Below are 16,884 nucleotides of genomic sequence, written 5' to 3' on the forward strand. Positions count from 1 at the left end.
TCATCCTTAAAAGCGATATGCAAACTTAAATGTATAACGTCTGTCTTCTTTGGGAGTATCAACGGTGCCGACTTCTTCGCCGTAGCTTGCAATCTGCCACTGAAAACGTTCTGATGACAGTTCCATACCTGCCGTCCAATACCTTTGATTATACCCGGCACGTAAAAAGAACACATCTCCGAAGTTGAACTCCATCCCACCATGAATCAGCTTGGCTTTATCAGGCTCATCACCTGATGTTAATAAACCACGGTACTCTACCGTCCATGCAGACCTGAGATAATTCGTATGTATCGGAAAGATTGCTGCCGCGACATCTACGTCTTGTTTTACCAAATTGGGACGAGACGCTGTGTCTAATCGGACACCACTGGCTTGATCGAAACTTGTGCCGCCCACATCACGCACAACGGCCGTTACCGTTGGCAAAAACTTCCATGGCGCTGTCAGAATCAAACCGACATCTGTTGAAAGCCCCACACCTTCACTGGCAATAGAATCATAAGACAACGGACCTGTTGCACTCAAAGTTTCATTGTCGACTTCAATACGATTGATCAGCTTAGTATTAAAACCAAGTTTGATACGACCATCAAAGAAACGGAAATTAAAGCCCAAAACAAAAGCCACGTCATTGCGATAAAAAGTATCAACCGTTGCTCCGTCTCCCGACATTTCAGCATCTAAAAGATAGTTGCCATAAAGACCGATACCAAAATTTCTGCCAACAAAAGAAGGAAAGACTTGAGCTTTAGCATGATAGTAAGCGCTGCGCTTTTTATCGAGCGCTCCAATCACATCTTCAAGACTATAGGGATTTGAAAAAGTCTGCTCACCATAGAACCCTTGTGTTTGATAACCAAACTCCAACTCAGGGTCGAAAATGGTTCCATAAAAATCACGAAGTTTTCCCAAGCCTGCAGGATTGACCAGAAGAGCCGTCTCGTCATTAGTAACTGCGATGCACGCACCACCCATGCCTAGACATCGAGCTCCACTATAAAATGTATGACGCTCTCGCGCGTTTGCATCGTAAGCAAACGCCATCACAAAGAAAGTTTGAATGAGCGCGATCCACAAAATCCTTTTCATAGATACCTCGCTGAAGGTTGAAATATATCAAAGGACTTATCGGCTCATTGGGTGATCATATTGAGACATTTCCAAAAAATAAGGTCGAAAGTCCAGGCTCTCGTCTCAGTTCAATACAGAAAAAAATGTAAGTTAAGACCTACGTAGCGATTCCGATAAGTATTTATATAAATTCTCGGACTCTATGAAGGAGCAGGAAATGCAGTTTAATAAAACGACAGCAACGATTTTAGCAATGAGTTTGACAGCTTTACTCACAGGATGTGAAGCCGAACAGACTGAAAAAGATATGTTGGCCGAAGCACAGTTCTGCCTGGACGAAGCGACAGATGCAACGTCTGCTAATGCGTGCATGAGCAAAATCGAAGGCCTGAATTCCGAACAAGCCTACACTCTTCGTTGTGCCGCGGGATTTATCGGTGCGGAAGTGACAAGCCCAGCCAACCTATCCAACGCTCTTAATGCGATTAATGGAGATTCTGGTGCTGCTGGAATGCTTTCGGCTTTGAGCTTCCCAAGTCTTTCTGAAGCGGAAGCTACTTTCAACAATTGCAACCAATCTGGAAGTTCCGGTTTGCAATTGATTGGCGCTATGGCAAAAAGTGCAACTGTTCTTGCAAGCTCTAGCTTCGCGTCTTGTGCTTCAAATCCAGCCGACTGTAATGTGTCTGAGATCACAAACTCTATCCAAGATTTGATCACGGGTCTTAATGCCAGCGATCCAGATGCTGAAGCAACGGTTACAACCATTGTTAGTTCCATCCAAACTGTCTACACCTCAACTTGCAGCGCTGGCGCAAGTTCGAATGACGAGATCTGCGGTCAGATCAACTCTGCCGTAGCAACCTCTGGATTTGATATTACAACGACGGATCCTGCGCAGTTAGTAGCAATCGGTAAAGAGCTGCTACAAAACTGGCAAAACTAACAGTTCATAGTTATGAAAACAAAAAGCCCGTCCTAAGACGGGCTTTTTTTATTTCTGAATTTTATGAATCTATTAAAAATCCAAGTTCAAACGAGTCGCGTAAACACGGCTCTCAACAGGAGTGTTCTTAGTTCCGACATCGTCTGCGTAACTAACAACATCCAAGTTAAAGATGCCCAACTCTGCTGACAGTCCCGCCGTCCAGAAGCCTTGGCTCAAACCAACACGATAGTGACCTTTCCACCAAGTGCTCACCGTCCAATCGAACTCGAAACCTAAGTGAAGGCCTTTTCTCCAAGTAAAATCGGGATGGCCCAAGTCACGGATATCAAACACGCCTCTTCCGCCGAAAATCCACATAGATGGATATTCCCAACGAGATCCCAAATCAAACACGCGATACAATTTTTCAGGCGTTCCATTTTGTGGCTCTTTATTTAACAACTTCAATGTCTGGCCGAAACCCAATTCACCGACGTTGCGAACAACTGCACCGAAAGTAGGATGTGCTAAGCGAAGAACGGACCAAACTCCTGAGTCTGGTAACTCGGGTGTCCACAAAAGCCCTAGATCTGCATCGACGGTATAGCCCTCTAGCATGTCTTCTTTTTTTACGATCTCATCACTTTGCGCAAGATCAATGGCGCTGATCGGTTTGCTGTAAAAACCGCGATTCACGAACTTCCCTGTGATCCCCCACGAAAGACGACCGTGATCGAACCAATGAAGGTCATCAGCATATGCCATCGCCAAAGTCGTGTCGGCATAGACAGTGGCGTTGATCGTCGGTCCGACTTGCTTATGCATCGCCATTTCAACGCTCAAATCCATCGGGATCAAAGCCATTCCCCAATTAGGACGAACCCACACACCTTCAACGGGAGCCGCTCTAAATGAGTAGACATCACCATAGTGTTTTTCAATCAACTCCAGATAGGCCGTTTGTTTTTCTGTTTCCGTTTTATTGGACTCTTCAATGTCTTTATATTCATTGTAAAAATCCATCACGCCTGGAGTTCCCGCAAAACTCATCGACAGATTGATTTGCCCGTCTTCTCTTCTCGCCAATCCCGCAGGATTGTAGAACATCGCCGTATAGTCGTTAGCAACGGCCACAAAGGCATCACCCATCCCCAACGCTCGCGGAGATTGATAATGATGATGGATTGTCGTGCTAATGCTTTCCGCCTGAGCAAGAGGTCCAGTTAACAGTGTAATAAGGCCCGTGAGGAGCAGCGATCCCCGCTTTGACATACTTTTGCCTCCAAATTTTTCATTAACATGATTGTAGACATAATTTATACTTTGTCTTATGCGAGTTTTTCTTCCCCTCCTTTTTTTGACCTTGGTCTTGAGTAGTTTTGCCACATTGGCAGCACCTCAAACAACGACCACTTTAGAAACCACACCTCTGTCGGCCGAAGATGATCCTTTACTCGCAACTGTGGACCCCTCGATGATTCAGGCTCGACCGACTTTTTTGCTCAGTGCCTCTCTAGGATTTGCAGGTGGAAATTACTTAGAAAGTGATGAATATCAGCAAGGCCCGTTCTTCGCTCTTCGCTACATGCCTTTGAAAGATTCATTGCCCGCTTGGGATTATCAAATTGAAGTTAATAACGATAACTTCATCGGGATTTCCGTGGGACGCCGTTGGTATTGCTGTCCTGAGGAAGTTTACATGCCTTATGTTCGTGCCTCAGCGAATATGTTTGTCGATGGATCGGATGAAATTGGCGGGCTTGTGGAAATTCGCAGACTGCGTTTGCGGGGCTCTATTGGAATTGGAGAAACATTTATCTCTGAATTCGGTGTTGGGTACGCGATCACCGGACCGGATCTGTTTGCACAGTTTGGTTATACTTTTTCTTTCTGATCTTTCTTCAAGGTTTCTAACCACGCCAACAAACGATCCACCTCTTTTAAAAGATGTTGCTCATCACGATTGTTGTGCAAAACAAAGTCAGCTTCTTGTTCCTTAAATTGAATCGGAATTTGCGAAGCAATGCGCATGTCGATTTCGTCCTCCGTCCATTTGTTGCGACGGCGCAGACGCTCTTTTTGCTGTTCTTTGGTGGCACTGACCACGACGATTCCATCAAACTGATCTTGCGCTTTGGTTTCAAAGAGCAAAGGTACATCATAAATTGCGAGTGTTTCGTTCATACCTTCCAAAACACGACGACGGCGACGAGTTTCTTCTCGCACTAGCGGATGCAAAATGGCTTCAAGGCGATGCAGAAGTTCAGGATGACCGAAAACATGCTGTCCTAATTTGCGACGATCCAAGGAACCATCGGCCAAAAGGAACTCGGAACCGAACGCATTGATGACAGACTTAAGTCCAGGAGATCCCGCCTTCACCACTTCTTTTGCAATTTCATCAGCGTCAATGACAGGAATGGAATGCTCTCTAAGCATACGGCTTACTGTGCTTTTGCCAGAAGCTATACCTCCGGTCAGTCCTATCCATTTCATAGACAAATCTCCTTAAGGATTAGTTTTATTTTACCGATAGACTTCTCAAAGGGGAACAGGAATTCATGTCTCAGCCCGTAGAGCAGTTTGGCAAGTACATTCTTCTAGAGCGTCTCGCAGCAGGCGGCATGGCCGAAGTGTACCTGTCTAAGTCAACGGGAGCTGTTGGCGTCAATAAGTTTGTCGCTATCAAGCGCATTCTCCCCCAATATTCCGATCATCAAGAATTTATTGAGATGTTTAAAGAAGAGGCAAAGATCGCCGTGAATCTCAATCACGGAAACGTTGTCTCAATTTACGATTTCGGTGTCGAAAGAAGTCAGTTCTTCCTCGTCATGGAATACGTAGAAGGCCGCAACCTTCGCCAAATTCTCAATGAACTTAAGAAATCCAATACTCAGTTTATCATCGAGCAAATCGTTTACATGATGAAAGAGGTCGCAGCCGGCCTTGATCATGCCCATCGTTGCATCGACGGTACAACAGGGAAACCTTTGAACATCGTTCACCGCGATATGAGTCCGCAAAACATCATGGTGAGCTTTGAAGGTGAAGTTAAAATTATCGACTTCGGTATCGCCAAAGCCGAAACACAACTTGAAGCAACCAAAGCCGGAACTCTTAAAGGTAAGTACGGCTACATGAGTCCCGAGCAAGCCGATGGTCAATCCATCGACCCGCGCACGGACATTTTCTCTTTGGGTATCGTGTTGTGGGAGCTTTTAGCTAATGACCGCCTTTTCACTTCCAACAGCGAAGCGGCGATTCTTAGAAAAATCCGCGAATGCCAAGTTCCTTCAATCCGTAAAATCAATCCTTCCGTTCCACCGGAATTGGAAAGAATTGTTAATAAAGCCTTGGCAAAAGATAAAAGCCTTCGTTATCAAACGGCGGCAGCTTTGCATCGTGATTTGAATCGTTTCTTAAATACGCAGTATCCAGAGTTTTCTCCTCACGATTTCAGCGTATTCATGAAAAATGCGTTCTCTGCCGCATTCCTTGAACAACGTCGTAAACTTGTTGAGTTTGCGAAAATCCAGGGAAATCAGGCTGAAGATAAAACAGTTGTAACGCAAACGGATCTGCGCAACAACACCGCTCCTCGTCCGCCAGCAGCAGCTCCAGCCGCTATCGAAAATGACGAAGAGAAGTTAAATCTTGATACTTCTACAGACATCCGTGTGAATCTTGATAACTTGAAGCCACCTCCAAAACCAGGTGCGCCTTCAAGCAATACACATACGAATACCAATATCACGCAAACTCGTACACAAGCCACAGGCACTTTTGCTTCTGGAAACAATACGATGACGCGCACTCCTTCGGGAGGATATGCAGGCACTCGCACTTCGATGCCGAAGTCTGCTCCGTCATCTTCTTCGATGGAAGACATCACGGGCATGGCGATGAAAGCCGTGATCGGTCTTGTTGCCATCGTGGGTGTGTGGTGGGTTTATAACAATTTCGTTGCGAAAAAGACTCCATCGAAAGCTCCGGCAGCCGTGGGTCTTGCTCCGACTCCACCATCTGGTGAAACGCAAGCTAACAACGGCACTGTTCAGCAGTTGGATATGTCAGCGACTTCCCCTGAGTACACTGTCACAATCTACAGCACGCCGGATCGTGCGCGTGTTGTAATTGATGGTGTTGACACTGGTGAATTCACTCCCGCTCGTAAAACTGTCAAAGCAAACACTCCGTTTAGTCTTCGTTTAGTAAAAGAAGGTTATACGGATGTAGTTACGACAATCACTCCAACTTACGAAGCCTATTCGTTCACGGGAACGCTGCAAAGATTGCCTCGCGTGGCTTCGGTGATTATCAATATCGTCAATGGTGGAGCTAATCCAGAACTTCGCATCGCCGGAGTTCCTGTTAACATCAAACCTTCCGGAGACGCATATCTCATTCAAGCGGAAGTGGGTGTTAAAATTCAAGCGCGCAATAAAACCACAGGACTTTCAGCAGAAACCACTGTCACTGTTCCTGCGGACCAACGTAAAATTTTAGATATGTATTTGAAGTAATTCCCTTCGTTATACAGTAGCAACTTCGAGGAGTTTTCATCATGACGAAGCCCACCACCTTGGGACATTCTATTTTGAGCATGCGCGGTCGAAATCCTCATCACACCGCTGTTAAATTTAAAACGAATGGATCGTGGAAATCAAAAACCTGGCCTGAGTATTACCAAGATGTAGAAAATGTCGGTTCCGCTCTTCTTGCTCTAGGAATCAAAGAAGGCGATCGCGTTGCGATTATGGCCAACACTCGTTATGAGTGGTCGGTGATGGATCTTGGCATCTTTGGCATTAAGGCCGTCACAGTTCCTATTTATCAAAACAACACGGCTGAAGACGTCGAATATATTCTTAACAACAGTGGCGCCCGCGTTTTAGTTTGTGAAACTCGCGGACCTTTGAAAATTTTCGAATCCGTCAAAGATAAATGTCCGAATGTTGAAAAGGTCATCGTTTTTGAAGACACCTGCCCTAACCCCGACGCCGTGACCTGGGGGCGCCTTCATAAAATGGGACAGGACTATCTCGTAAAACATCCCGATCAGTACCGTAAAACTTGCGAAACAATCAAACCCAGTGACATGGCGACAATACTCTACACATCGGGCACCACGGGAAAACCCAAAGGTGTGGTGCTAACTCACTTGCAAGCTTTCAGCGAAGTGTCTGAAGCCTTTCCATTTTGTGGCGCCAGCGAGAATGACGTTTCTTTGAGCTTCCTTCCTTATGCCCACATTCTCGGTCGCATCGAGCACTGGGGACACTTGTTCATTGGTTTTACGATGGCCTATGCAGAAAGCTTAGAGAAAATTCGTGGCAATCTCACCGAAGTTCGTCCCACGATCATGGTTTCTGTGCCACGTATTTTTGAAAAAATCTATGCGGCCATCTGGGCTCAGGTTCAGACTCAACCCCTGAAGATGAAAATCTTTAACTGGGCTCTGTCCGTCGGAAAAAAAGTTGGCGAATACAAAATGAGCGGTCAGATTTTACCTTTAGATCTTCTGGTGAAATACGAAATGGCGCGAAAACTTGTTTTAGGTAAAATCACTGAAGCTTTTGGCGGACGTCTGCGTTTTGCCATCAGCGGTGGGGCACCGATTTCAAAAGACATCGCCCTGTTCTTTCACTCGGCAGGAATCTTGGTTCTGGAAGGGTATGGATTGACTGAAACAACAGCCGCCATCACCGTGAATACGCCATTTAACTACCGCTTTGGTAGCGTGGGTCGCCCTATTGGCGAAGTAAAATTGAAGATCGCCGAAGACGGAGAAATCCTGGTTAAAAGCGACAAAGTGATGAAAGAGTATTATCAAAATCCCGAAGCAACAAAAGAAGCCTTCACTGATGGCTGGTTTCACACCGGAGATATCGGGGAAATTTTTCCAGGTGGTGATTTGCGCATCACAGATCGCAAAAAAGATTTGATCAAAACAGCCGGAGGAAAATATGTGGCTCCCCAACGTCTTGAGGGACTTTTAAAGCTCTCTCCTTACGTGGCTCATGTGCATATCCACGGTGATCAGAAAAAATACATCATCGCCTTGCTGACGCTGGATCGTCCTAGCGTGGAAAATCTAGCAAAGGAAAAAAATGTTTCTTTCACGGATTGGAATTCCCTCGTGAATACTCCATTTGTTCAGGAAATTGCCCGTAAGGCTGTTTCCGATGCCAATGCCCAGCTAGCAAGTTACGAAAGTATTAAAAAATATTTGGTTCTTCCTAACGAGTTCACTATTGAAGGTGGAGAATTGACTCCCTCTTTGAAAGTGAAACGTAAAGTGCTGGATCAAAAATTTAAAGATAAGATTGAGGATTTGTACGTATAAAAATTGAGGACCTATGAATTGCGTAGAGCTCTTCACACAAAAAGCGAAAGAACATCCGCATCGGACGGCTATATGGTTATCCCCGACGCAGCAGATTTCTTTTGCCGAGCTTCTACGTCAAGGCGGCAAAGCCCAACACACTTTGCGCAAAATGAACTTAAAAGCCGGTGATTCTCTCCTTCTTTTAGAGACGTTAACTCCGGAACTCTATGCCATCATCTGTGCTGCTTTGGGTCTGGGAGTTTCCGTTATTCTGGTTGAACCCTGGATGCCCGTCACAGACATCGAACACGTCATCAACCTTGTGAAACCCAAGGTATTTGCCACAAGATGGTGGGGTTATCTTTGGGGACTTCGCGTTCCAGCGATTCGTCAGATTCCTCATTGGATGCATGTGAAAAAACTTTTTGCCGCCAACAACGACAGCTTCAAAGCCGAATCGGTAGATCCGCAAATTCCAGGCATCATCACTTTCACGACTGGAACAACAGGAAAACCGAAAGGTGTTCGTCGTAACCAAGGGTATCTGATCGATCAGTTCCATGCCTTAGATCAATCTTTGGAACTCACGAAATATGACGGTCCGGATATGACTTTGTTCGCAAACTTTGCTTTGGCAAACCTTGCGGCGGGAAGAACCTCGGTGATCGTTCACCCGAAATGGAAGAAAAGTCAGCTTGAACAAATTTTTGCTCTTCCAAAAGAACAACAACCTGTCAGTTTGACAACGGGACCCGCATTTTTATTGGAGCTTTTTAAATATAAAAATATTCTCCCTGAACTTCAGTCCATTCACGTCGGTGGAGCCTTGACGGACACCTGGATTTTTAAAGAGGCGTTTAACAAATGGCCCCAGGCCCACTTTCTGCATTTGTATGGAAGTAGCGAAGCCGAGCCCGTCGCTCACGCTGATGCTAAGGAAGCTGTAAACCATTCCGAATCTCGCGGATACTTTCAAACTCTGTTTGTTGGTCACCCCGCCTCACAAATTCAATCACAATTTGAAGACACGGGACTATGGGTTACGGGCCCTCATGTTTGCCCTGAATACGTCGGGAATCCCGAAGAGAATCAGAAAAACAAACGCAAAGACCCCAGTGGACATGTGTGGCACTCTATGGGAGATCGCATAGTCGCTGACGACAAAGGTTGGTGGTATTCCGGACGGAGCCAACAGTCTTTATCCGACTTTGAGTTGGAGCAAAAAGTTTACTCTTTCTTAAAGTCGAGCAAGTCATTTATTTATCGCAGTCCCGAAAAAGGTCTTTGCCTTGTTGGCGAAAATATCGCAGCAAAAGAAAATGAAATTAAAAAACTATTTCCGGTCATCGTGGCTGTTCACGAAGCCCCTATTATTCGAGATCGCAGGCATCGTGCGCGGATCGACCGTTTACAAAGTTTAAAAAAGGCGGGTCTCACATGACCTTTAAACTGCAAGCAAGATCTGAAATATCAGACAAATCTACTTTCGACAGCCTCTTCGCGAAAGCGCCATCAACTCTAAGAACTCCGGAAGAGATTTTCGGCATGGCTCCAGAGATGTGGACCCAAGCGCTCTTAAGCAAACCATTTCCTTTTCCCTGTGAGTTTTGGATTGCCACAGAGAACGATGTCACTGTTGGCAGAATCGGTGCAAATCTTTCGCCGTTTTACAAAGATCATGGATACCTGGGATTCTTTGAAGCCGGAAATCAAACGGTCGCTCATGCACTTTTAGAAAAGGCCAGTGCATGGTTGCGTTCTAAAGGAATGAAAGCCGTTGTCGGTCCTGTGAATTTAAACACGTGGCTCCCCTATCGATTCCGCACGGACTGGAAAGACCCCCAAGTTTTCTCCTGGGAACCAAATCATCCGGCTTCCTATTCTGGCTATTTCGAATCGTTTGGTTTTCAAAGTTATGCTTCTTATCACACCAACGGATACACAGGCCTTCGTGATCTCTTTGAGAGTACTCAGGCTGACTATGACAAAGCTTTGCAAAAGGGATTTTCTTTCCGCCCCTTGATTGCTGAGCAGATGTTGCAAAAAGATATTCCATCCCTTCATCGCATCACGATGGCGGCATTTCAGAAGAACTTTTTATTTGAACCCGTTCCTTTGGATTACTTCAAAGAGTTCTATGTGCCTTTGGCAAAGAAAGAAAATCTTGAGCACGCGGTGTTTGCAGTATCTCCGACGGGAGAAGATGTTGGATACTTCTTTAATATTATTGAAAAAGACTATTTCGTTCTAAAAACAACAGGAATTGATCCGGTCGCACGAGGACATGGTCTTTCCAATGCTATGCTTCACCACTGTTTGATTTCTGCTCTTCCTAAGGGGCTTGAGAAAACCATCTCGGCTCTTGTGAAGTCGGGCAATCAAAGTGAATCCTACGGAAAGAAGCAAAAGCATTTGTGGACTCACGAATACACTCTTTACAAAAAAGATCTTTGAGGATTTATGAGCAAAGTACCAGGACCCAGCTTTTTAGAGTTTGCTGCGAACACACATAAATTAATCTGGAATCGTCTGGATTATCTTGAAGAAGTTCATCGTAAGTACGGTGAGATCGTGAAACTGCCTTTTGGCGTTCGCACGAGCTACATCATCTTTCATCCGGATCTGTTTCAACAGGTTCTGGTCAGCCATCACAAAAAATACTGGAAAGGCCGCACTTTTGAAAAAGCCAGCGGCTATCTTGGAAAAGGCCTGGCAACAAGTGAAGGCGAAGAGTGGCTCACACAACGCCGCAAGATGAACCCTCATCTGCACCGCCAGGCCCTGAGCGGTCTTTCGGAACTCATGGTGAACAACGTCGACAAAATGTTGGACCGCTGGGATGAGAAAAGAAAAAAAGGCGAGTTGATTGAAGCCACAACAGAGTTTCAACGTCTGGCAATGGAAATCGTGGCTCGCGCTCTTTTAGGAGCCCATGTTCCCGAATCTGATATCAATGAGATTATTGAGGCGTTTAAATACGCTCTCAAATTTACGGTGGATCGCACTCTCAATCCTTTGGATATCTCGGAGTCTTTGCCTTTGCCTTCAAATATCAAATTTAAGAAGGCGATGGATTTCTTAGACAGCGTCGTGTATCGCATGATCACCGAGGAAAGAAAAAGAGAAACACCGTCCGGAACTCTTTTGTCCATGTTGGTGTACGCCGAAGATCCTGAAACGGGCGCCCGCATGACTGATAAGCAGCTTCGTGATGAAGTCCTCACCATGTTTTTGGGAGGCACCGATACCAGCGGCAATACGATGAGCTGGACGATGTACAATCTTTTTGCCCATCAAGAAATCTATAAAAAAGCTGCTTCTGAAGTCGACACTGCACTTCAGGGTCGAACACCGGGCTTTATGGATCTTGCCAATCTCGCTTACGTAAAGCGTGTGATTGAAGAGACTTTGCGTCTCTTCCCGCAGAACTACATTATGTCGAGAGATAATCTCGAAGATGATGTCATTGCCGGATACAATATTCCCAAAGACTCTACGGTGTTTTTAGGAGTGTGGGTGGCCCACCGTCGTCCTGATTTCTGGGACAACGCTATGAGCTTCAATCCGGACCGCTTCTTGCCTGAGAATCTCAAAGGACGTCATCAACAAGTTTACATTCCTTTTGGCGGCGGTCCAAGAAAGTGCATCGGCTTCCAATTTGCTTTTATGGAAATGACCTTTGCCATGAGTCGCATCGTTCAAAGATTTAACTTTGAGATCACGAATTTTTCTAAAATCAAACCAACGCCAACATGGTCCCTGTGGCCGGGACCCACGATGGATATTAAAGTGACGCCGAGATGAACTGGAAAAGTCTGACTCCCCTTCTTCTTATTGTCTTTGTCGACATTCTAGGAATGATGATGATCATTCCTCTTTTGCCGTTCTTTGCCATGAAGTTGGGAGCCAGTGTTTTTGAAACCGGAGTTATCACGGCTTCCTATGCGGCTATGCAAATTATTTTTAGCCCGATCTTAGGAAGACTTTCCGATCGTTGGGGACGAAAGAAGTTATTGATCCTCAGCCAGTTTTTCTTAGCCAGTGGATTTTTCTTCTTAGCCTCCGCAAGTTCTGTGGCCTTTGTCTTTTTCGCACGCATTCTTTCAGGCATCGGCGCGGGAAATCTTTCCCTCGTGCAAGCGATGATTTCCGATACGACAACAGATGAAAATCGCACAAAAGCCTTTGGACTTTTTGGTGCTGTTTTTGGTCTGGCTTTGACCGTGGGTCCTGCGGTCTCTGGCGCTTTGGCAAAAATCAGTTGGTCTGTGCCGATCTATTCCAGTTTTGCTGTGTCGTGCCTTAGTATCGTATTATCTCTTCTTTTACTTCCGAATGGGTTACCTTCAAAAGGCAAGGGACCTGCACTCAGCACAGTGGTAAAAAAGTTTTTGGTTCAACCTTTGCCTCGCCAATGCTTTTTGCAATTTATCTTTTTCTTCTGTTCTTTTGCTTTTCTGATCTCGGGTCTGGGTTTAATCATGGAAACGCGCTTCACCAACAGCCAGGGGGAAAAGTACGGACCTTCTGAAGTCGGCTATCTTTTTGGAGCTTTGGGAATCATCGGGATTCTTATTCAAGGCTTTATGCTTCCCCGTCTTGAAAAGATGTTTGGCGATAAGAATTTAAGCTCCGCCGGTTTCCTTCTCACTTTATTGGGGTATCTTGGCGTCGGCCTTTCCCATAACCAGGTCATCTTCTTTTTAGCCTGCGCTATTTTCGGCGTGGGGAACTCTTTAATTCGTCCAACCGTGACCAGTCGACTGACCAAAAGTTTGCATAAATCGGAAGAGGGATTGGCCCTGGGATTTTCAAGCTCTCTTCAATCTTTGGCCCAAGTTCTTTGTCCACCTTTGGGAGCCTGGTTCATTCAACAACAGTGGATTCCACAACTGGGATTTCTGATGGCTGGACTTTCTTTAATGGGATATTTTGCAGGAGTAAAACGATATGACAGCGTGGCTTAAGTTTATCAAAGAGCGATTGCCCTTGGCGTCTTATGCCCTGATTGTTGGCGGCTTTGTCATGACGGCAAAAGCCCTCACACAAACCGCATGGAGTTGGGATTTACTCATTCCTTTTGTGGGGTTGATGCTCTTTTTTATCGAACTGCGCTTAATGGATGAGCTCAAAGACTACTCCAAGGACGTTGTAGCCCATCCACAAAGACCTCTGCCACGGGGACTTGTCTCTGTGCCTGCGATGAAAATCGTCGTCAATGGCGGTTTGGCTGTCATGCTTCTTTTTGCGGGAGTTTCTTTCCTCCAAGGCTCAGTACCCGGAATATGCTACGCCCTCATCGTTCTTTATCTATATTTGATGTACAAAGAATTCTTTGTTGGCGAAAGTCTTGCGAACAAACCTTTCCTCTATGCCTGCACTCATCAGATCATCATCGTTCTTTTGTTAGTTTATGCAGCCGCAACTTTGCAAGCGGAGGCCGCCTCTGCCGCAGTTTCTTATCTAGCTGGCTTTGTGATTTTAGGATGCTTTTTCACCTATGAGGTCGCTCGCAAAATGGACCCTAAAGCCCATCCTATTTTAAAAACTTATTTATCCGTGTATGGCAAAAAAGGCGTCGCCTTTATTCTGATCTTTTTACAAGCAGTCAGTTGGAGCGCGGCTCTTCTTATGCAAGAGCATGTCGTTCTGTTCGGGCTGATTGCGGGCTCTGCACTTCTTCTTCTCAGTTGGATGGCATTCATGACCAATGAATCCAAATTCAAACTTGTCGAAGTCGCAGGAACATTGTGTTTGCTTATAAGTTTATACATCATCCCTTTAAGCCTTTGGCTAACAAGAGGTTAATATGAAACGCATCTTCACACCTCAAGACTCTCTTGAAGTATTTAAAAAATCCGGCGGAGGAAAGGCCTATAATATGGCACGCCTCACGCAAAAAGGGGTTCCTGTACCCGATTGGTTCTGTGTCAGTGCGGAAGCTTATGAAGAGTTTATTTCTTCAAATTCTTTGAATCCCGATGCGTTGATTGATGCCACCCAATTGGCAAAAAGTGCCGAGAATATTGAAGCCGCGTTTTTAAAAGCACAAATCCCGGCTGCTTTGACAGCAGAGATTGAAAAACATCTTGCCCAGGCACAGCTCACGCAACATTTCGTGGCTGTGCGTTCGAGCGGTCTTGATGAAGACTCTGCGCAAAACTCATTTGCGGGTCAATTCTCGTCTTATCTTTTTCAAAAAGGCATGGATGCTATTTCCGTGTCTTTAAAAAAATGTTGGGCCTCGGCTTTTTCAGAGAGAGCTTTGGCTTACCGTATTGAGAGGAAGATTGGCATCACGGGTATCTCGATGGGCGTTATCATTCAAAAGATGGTGAACGCTGATGTTGCCGGCGTGGCGTTCTCACGCAATCCCATTAAGGCGTTGGATCGAGATCATCTTCTTGTCAGCTCCGTCTGGGGTCTTGGGGAAGGTCTTGTGAGTGGAGAACTCGATGCCGACCATTACGAAGTTCATCGCAATGATTTAACGTTTAAACCGCATATCGTCGATAAACCTGAAGCTCTTCGCCAAGCTCCGGAGGGTGGCTTAGTGAAAGTTCACGTCAACAGTGATCTTGTGAAGACCTCATCCCTAACAGACGCTCAGGTTAAAGAGGTCGCTAAACTTGCCTTGGAGCTTGAGAAAAAGTTTGGCGCGTCTCAAGACTGCGAATGGGCTTTTGAAAATAACAAACTGTATTGTGTACAAACTCGTCCGATCACATCCTTGCCTCCGGATGAATTCTTTGATGTGAATATCAACGGTGGTGAAGCGACTTTGTGGGATAACTCCAATATTATTGAGAGTTATTCAGGCGTGACCTCGCCTCTCACCTTCAGCTTTGCGAGCCAAGCTTATCGCCAGGTTTACATTCAGTTCTGCGAAGTCATCGGTGTTCCCAAACATCTCATCATTAAGAATGAAAAAACATTCCGCAACATGCTGGGACTTATTCGTGGGAATATCTATTACAACTTGATCAACTGGTACAAACTCATTTTGATGCTACCGGGGTCCGGCGACAACAAAGCATTTATGGAAACAATGATGGGTGTGAAACAAGGTTTAAAACCAGAGTTTGCTCATCTCTTTGATTTTATGAAAACCCCTGTGCGCTATTCGCCTCCTCATAAAGCATGGCTTTTGACGATGACGTTGTGGCGTTTTATGCGCATCAATAGCATCGTGACTGGATTTCAATCGCATTTCACGGCCACTTACAACGATGCTCGTAAGAAAAATTTCCGCGACATGTCCTTAAATGAACTGCGCGAGTTCTATGAGTTTCTTGACGGCGAAGTTTTGCGCAATTGGAAAGCTCCGATTATCAACGACTATCTTTGCATGGTGTTCTTTGGTCTTCTTAAAAAGCTCACCGAGAAATGGGTGGCTGAAGGTAATGATGGCGCTTCATTGCAGAACGATCTGCTTTGTGGACAAGGTGATCTGGAATCGACAGAGCCGACTAAAACTTTGATGCGAATTGCGGCATTCGTGGATAAAGGAGATCCAGCTCTGCGTGAGTGGGTTCTTTCAACTCCGATTGATATCGCTTGGAAAACTTTGCTAGAGGGAAAACATCCTCAATTCAAAGCCAAAGTGGATGACTTTCTTGATAAGTATGGCTTCCGCTGTATTAATGAGCTGAAACTGGAAGCCAAAGACCTCCATGACGATCCCACGTTTGCTTTGGGAGCCATCCAAAGCTACGTGCGCATGAAGTCTTATGACATCGAAGAGATGGAAAAGCGCGAGCTTGAGATCCGCCATAAAGCGGAGGCTTTGATCAATCAAAAACTTTCCGGATTTAAATTGTGGTTCTATTTTAAAATTCTCAATCAGGCCCGTAAGGCTGTTCGCAATCGTGAAAACTTACGTTTTGCCAGAACGAAGATTTTCGGTATCGCCCGACATCTTTTCCGGGGCATCGGTCATCAACTGACTCGTCTGGGACAGATGGAGCAGGAAGAAGATATTTTCTTCCTCACTGTCGAAGAGATCATGTCCTTCATTGAAGGTCGTGCTGTTTCTTTGGAAATTAAAAAACTCATTGAACTTCGCAAAATCGAATTCAAAGAGTATGAAGACTCTCTGCCGCCTCCAGATCGTTTCATGACTTTTGGAGCTGCCGGAGTGGCGTGTAAGTTCCCGCAAGCTCTTTCTGACGGAGACCTCTTGCGCGGAGAAATTCCTCAATCCGATGATCCGAATGTTCTTTACGGTGTACCGTGCTGCCCTGGAGTCATCGAAGGTGTCGTCCGTGTCGTAAATAACATGAAAGATGCCGAAGGACTCAACGGCGAAATTCTGGTAACAGGAAGAACAGATCCGGGATGGGTTCCACTTTATCCGTCATGCTCTGGATTATTGATTGAGCGTGGAAGTCTTCTTTCCCACTCCGCTGTCGTAGCCCGCGAATTGGGACTCCCAACAATTGTCGGAGTTTCCGGTGGACTGATGACCAAACTAAAAACCGGACAGCGAGTGCGGATTGATGCCGGCAAAGGCGAGATTCGTATCCTGGTCGACGAATAAAAAAGGTACGGACTT

Annotated in this window: 13 protein-coding genes; 10 read left to right on the forward strand and 3 right to left on the reverse strand. The window is 45.6% G+C overall.

Going from position 1 to position 16,884, the window contains the following annotated elements; all coding sequences use genetic code 11:
• Positions 1 to 6 precede the first annotated feature (6 nt).
• Entirely contained in the window at positions 7 to 1,092 is a 1,086-nt protein-coding gene (locus tag ACL934_RS15750; protein ID WP_374075041.1) for a hypothetical protein, read from the reverse strand.
• A 199-nt stretch (positions 1,093 to 1,291) separates the two neighbouring features.
• Here ACL934_RS15750 and ACL934_RS15755 point away from each other — a divergent pair, with 199 nt between their 5' ends.
• Complete coding sequence (locus ACL934_RS15755; protein WP_374075043.1) at positions 1,292 to 2,020, forward strand: hypothetical protein; 729 nt, start codon at positions 1,292 to 1,294, stop codon at positions 2,018 to 2,020.
• 72 nt (positions 2,021 to 2,092) lie between these two features.
• On the opposite strand, the gene ACL934_RS15760 is transcribed toward ACL934_RS15755, so the two are convergent.
• Positions 2,093 to 3,274 carry a hypothetical protein gene (locus ACL934_RS15760; protein ID WP_374075046.1) on the reverse strand — a complete coding sequence of 394 codons (1,182 nt, stop codon included), beginning with the start codon at positions 3,272 to 3,274 and terminating at the stop codon, positions 2,093 to 2,095.
• A 115-nt stretch (positions 3,275 to 3,389) separates the two neighbouring features.
• On the opposite strand from ACL934_RS15760, the gene ACL934_RS15765 reads away from it, so the two are divergent.
• Positions 3,390 to 3,896, forward strand: a complete 507-nt coding sequence (locus tag ACL934_RS15765) for a hypothetical protein (RefSeq protein WP_374075048.1) — start codon at positions 3,390 to 3,392, stop codon at positions 3,894 to 3,896.
• Here the strand turns inward: ACL934_RS15765 and coaE are convergent.
• A complete protein-coding gene (gene coaE / locus ACL934_RS15770) occupies positions 3,878 to 4,498 on the reverse strand; it encodes a dephospho-CoA kinase (protein ID WP_374075050.1) in 621 nt (206 codons plus the stop codon). The two genes, ACL934_RS15765 and coaE, sit on opposite strands and share 19 nt — an antisense overlap.
• A 65-nt stretch (positions 4,499 to 4,563) precedes the next feature.
• On the opposite strand from coaE, the gene ACL934_RS15775 reads away from it, so the two are divergent.
• From ACL934_RS15775 to ACL934_RS15810, 8 genes are read left to right on the forward strand one after another with little or no spacing between them, the layout of a single operon-like run.
• Complete coding sequence (locus tag ACL934_RS15775; protein ID WP_374075052.1) at positions 4,564 to 6,525, forward strand: protein kinase domain-containing protein; 1,962 nt, start codon at positions 4,564 to 4,566, stop codon at positions 6,523 to 6,525.
• Positions 6,526 to 6,566: 41 nt separating this feature from the next.
• Positions 6,567 to 8,348, forward strand: coding sequence for an AMP-dependent synthetase/ligase (locus tag ACL934_RS15780; protein WP_374075053.1), 1,782 nt, complete (start codon positions 6,567 to 6,569; stop codon positions 8,346 to 8,348).
• Between the two features lie 13 nt (positions 8,349 to 8,361).
• Complete coding sequence (locus tag ACL934_RS15785) at positions 8,362 to 9,771, forward strand: AMP-binding protein (protein WP_374075055.1); 1,410 nt, start codon at positions 8,362 to 8,364, stop codon at positions 9,769 to 9,771.
• Positions 9,768 to 10,784: a GNAT family N-acetyltransferase gene (locus tag ACL934_RS15790; protein WP_374075057.1), complete on the forward strand. Its 1,017-nt coding sequence runs from the start codon at positions 9,768 to 9,770 to the stop codon at positions 10,782 to 10,784. Before ACL934_RS15785 ends, ACL934_RS15790 begins: the two co-directional genes overlap by 4 nt.
• 6 nt (positions 10,785 to 10,790) lie before the next feature.
• The gene (locus ACL934_RS15795) at positions 10,791 to 12,134 is read left to right on the forward strand and encodes a cytochrome P450 (RefSeq protein WP_374075059.1); all 1,344 of its coding nucleotides are present in this window, start codon (positions 10,791 to 10,793) and stop codon (positions 12,132 to 12,134) included.
• Positions 12,131 to 13,297 carry an MFS transporter gene (locus ACL934_RS15800; protein ID WP_374075061.1) on the forward strand — a complete coding sequence of 389 codons (1,167 nt, stop codon included), beginning with the start codon at positions 12,131 to 12,133 and terminating at the stop codon, positions 13,295 to 13,297. The genes ACL934_RS15795 and ACL934_RS15800 overlap by 4 nt, the downstream gene beginning before the upstream one ends.
• Entirely contained in the window at positions 13,281 to 14,138 is an 858-nt protein-coding gene (locus ACL934_RS15805; RefSeq protein ID WP_374075064.1) for a hypothetical protein, read from the forward strand. The genes ACL934_RS15800 and ACL934_RS15805 overlap by 17 nt, the downstream gene beginning before the upstream one ends.
• Before the next feature lies 1 nt (position 14,139).
• Positions 14,140 to 16,869 carry a phosphoenolpyruvate synthase gene (locus tag ACL934_RS15810; protein ID WP_374075067.1) on the forward strand — a complete coding sequence of 910 codons (2,730 nt, stop codon included), beginning with the start codon at positions 14,140 to 14,142 and terminating at the stop codon, positions 16,867 to 16,869.
• The last annotated feature ends 15 nt before the right edge of the window (positions 16,870 to 16,884 follow it).

It is taken from the genome of Bdellovibrio sp. HCB-110 (genome assembly GCF_047323225.1).
GTDB lineage: Bacteria > Bdellovibrionota > Bdellovibrionia > Bdellovibrionales > Bdellovibrionaceae > Bdellovibrio.

Coding starts and splice junctions, on each gene's coding strand:
- ACL934_RS15750 (WP_374075041.1), bottom strand. CDS start 1,092: ATGAAAAGGATTTTGTGGATCGCGCTCATTCAAACTTTCTTTGTGATG.
- ACL934_RS15755 (WP_374075043.1), top strand. CDS start 1,292: ATGCAGTTTAATAAAACGACAGCAACGATTTTAGCAATGAGTTTGACA.
- ACL934_RS15760 (WP_374075046.1), bottom strand. CDS start 3,274: ATGTCAAAGCGGGGATCGCTGCTCCTCACGGGCCTTATTACACTGTTA.
- coaE (WP_374075050.1), bottom strand. CDS start 4,498: ATGAAATGGATAGGACTGACCGGAGGTATAGCTTCTGGCAAAAGCACA.
- ACL934_RS15775 (WP_374075052.1), top strand. CDS start 4,564: ATGTCTCAGCCCGTAGAGCAGTTTGGCAAGTACATTCTTCTAGAGCGT.
- ACL934_RS15780 (WP_374075053.1), top strand. CDS start 6,567: ATGACGAAGCCCACCACCTTGGGACATTCTATTTTGAGCATGCGCGGT.
- ACL934_RS15785 (WP_374075055.1), top strand. CDS start 8,362: ATGAATTGCGTAGAGCTCTTCACACAAAAAGCGAAAGAACATCCGCAT.
- ACL934_RS15790 (WP_374075057.1), top strand. CDS start 9,768: ATGACCTTTAAACTGCAAGCAAGATCTGAAATATCAGACAAATCTACT.
- ACL934_RS15795 (WP_374075059.1), top strand. CDS start 10,791: ATGAGCAAAGTACCAGGACCCAGCTTTTTAGAGTTTGCTGCGAACACA.
- ACL934_RS15800 (WP_374075061.1), top strand. CDS start 12,131: ATGAACTGGAAAAGTCTGACTCCCCTTCTTCTTATTGTCTTTGTCGAC.
- ACL934_RS15805 (WP_374075064.1), top strand. CDS start 13,281: ATGACAGCGTGGCTTAAGTTTATCAAAGAGCGATTGCCCTTGGCGTCT.
- ACL934_RS15810 (WP_374075067.1), top strand. CDS start 14,140: ATGAAACGCATCTTCACACCTCAAGACTCTCTTGAAGTATTTAAAAAA.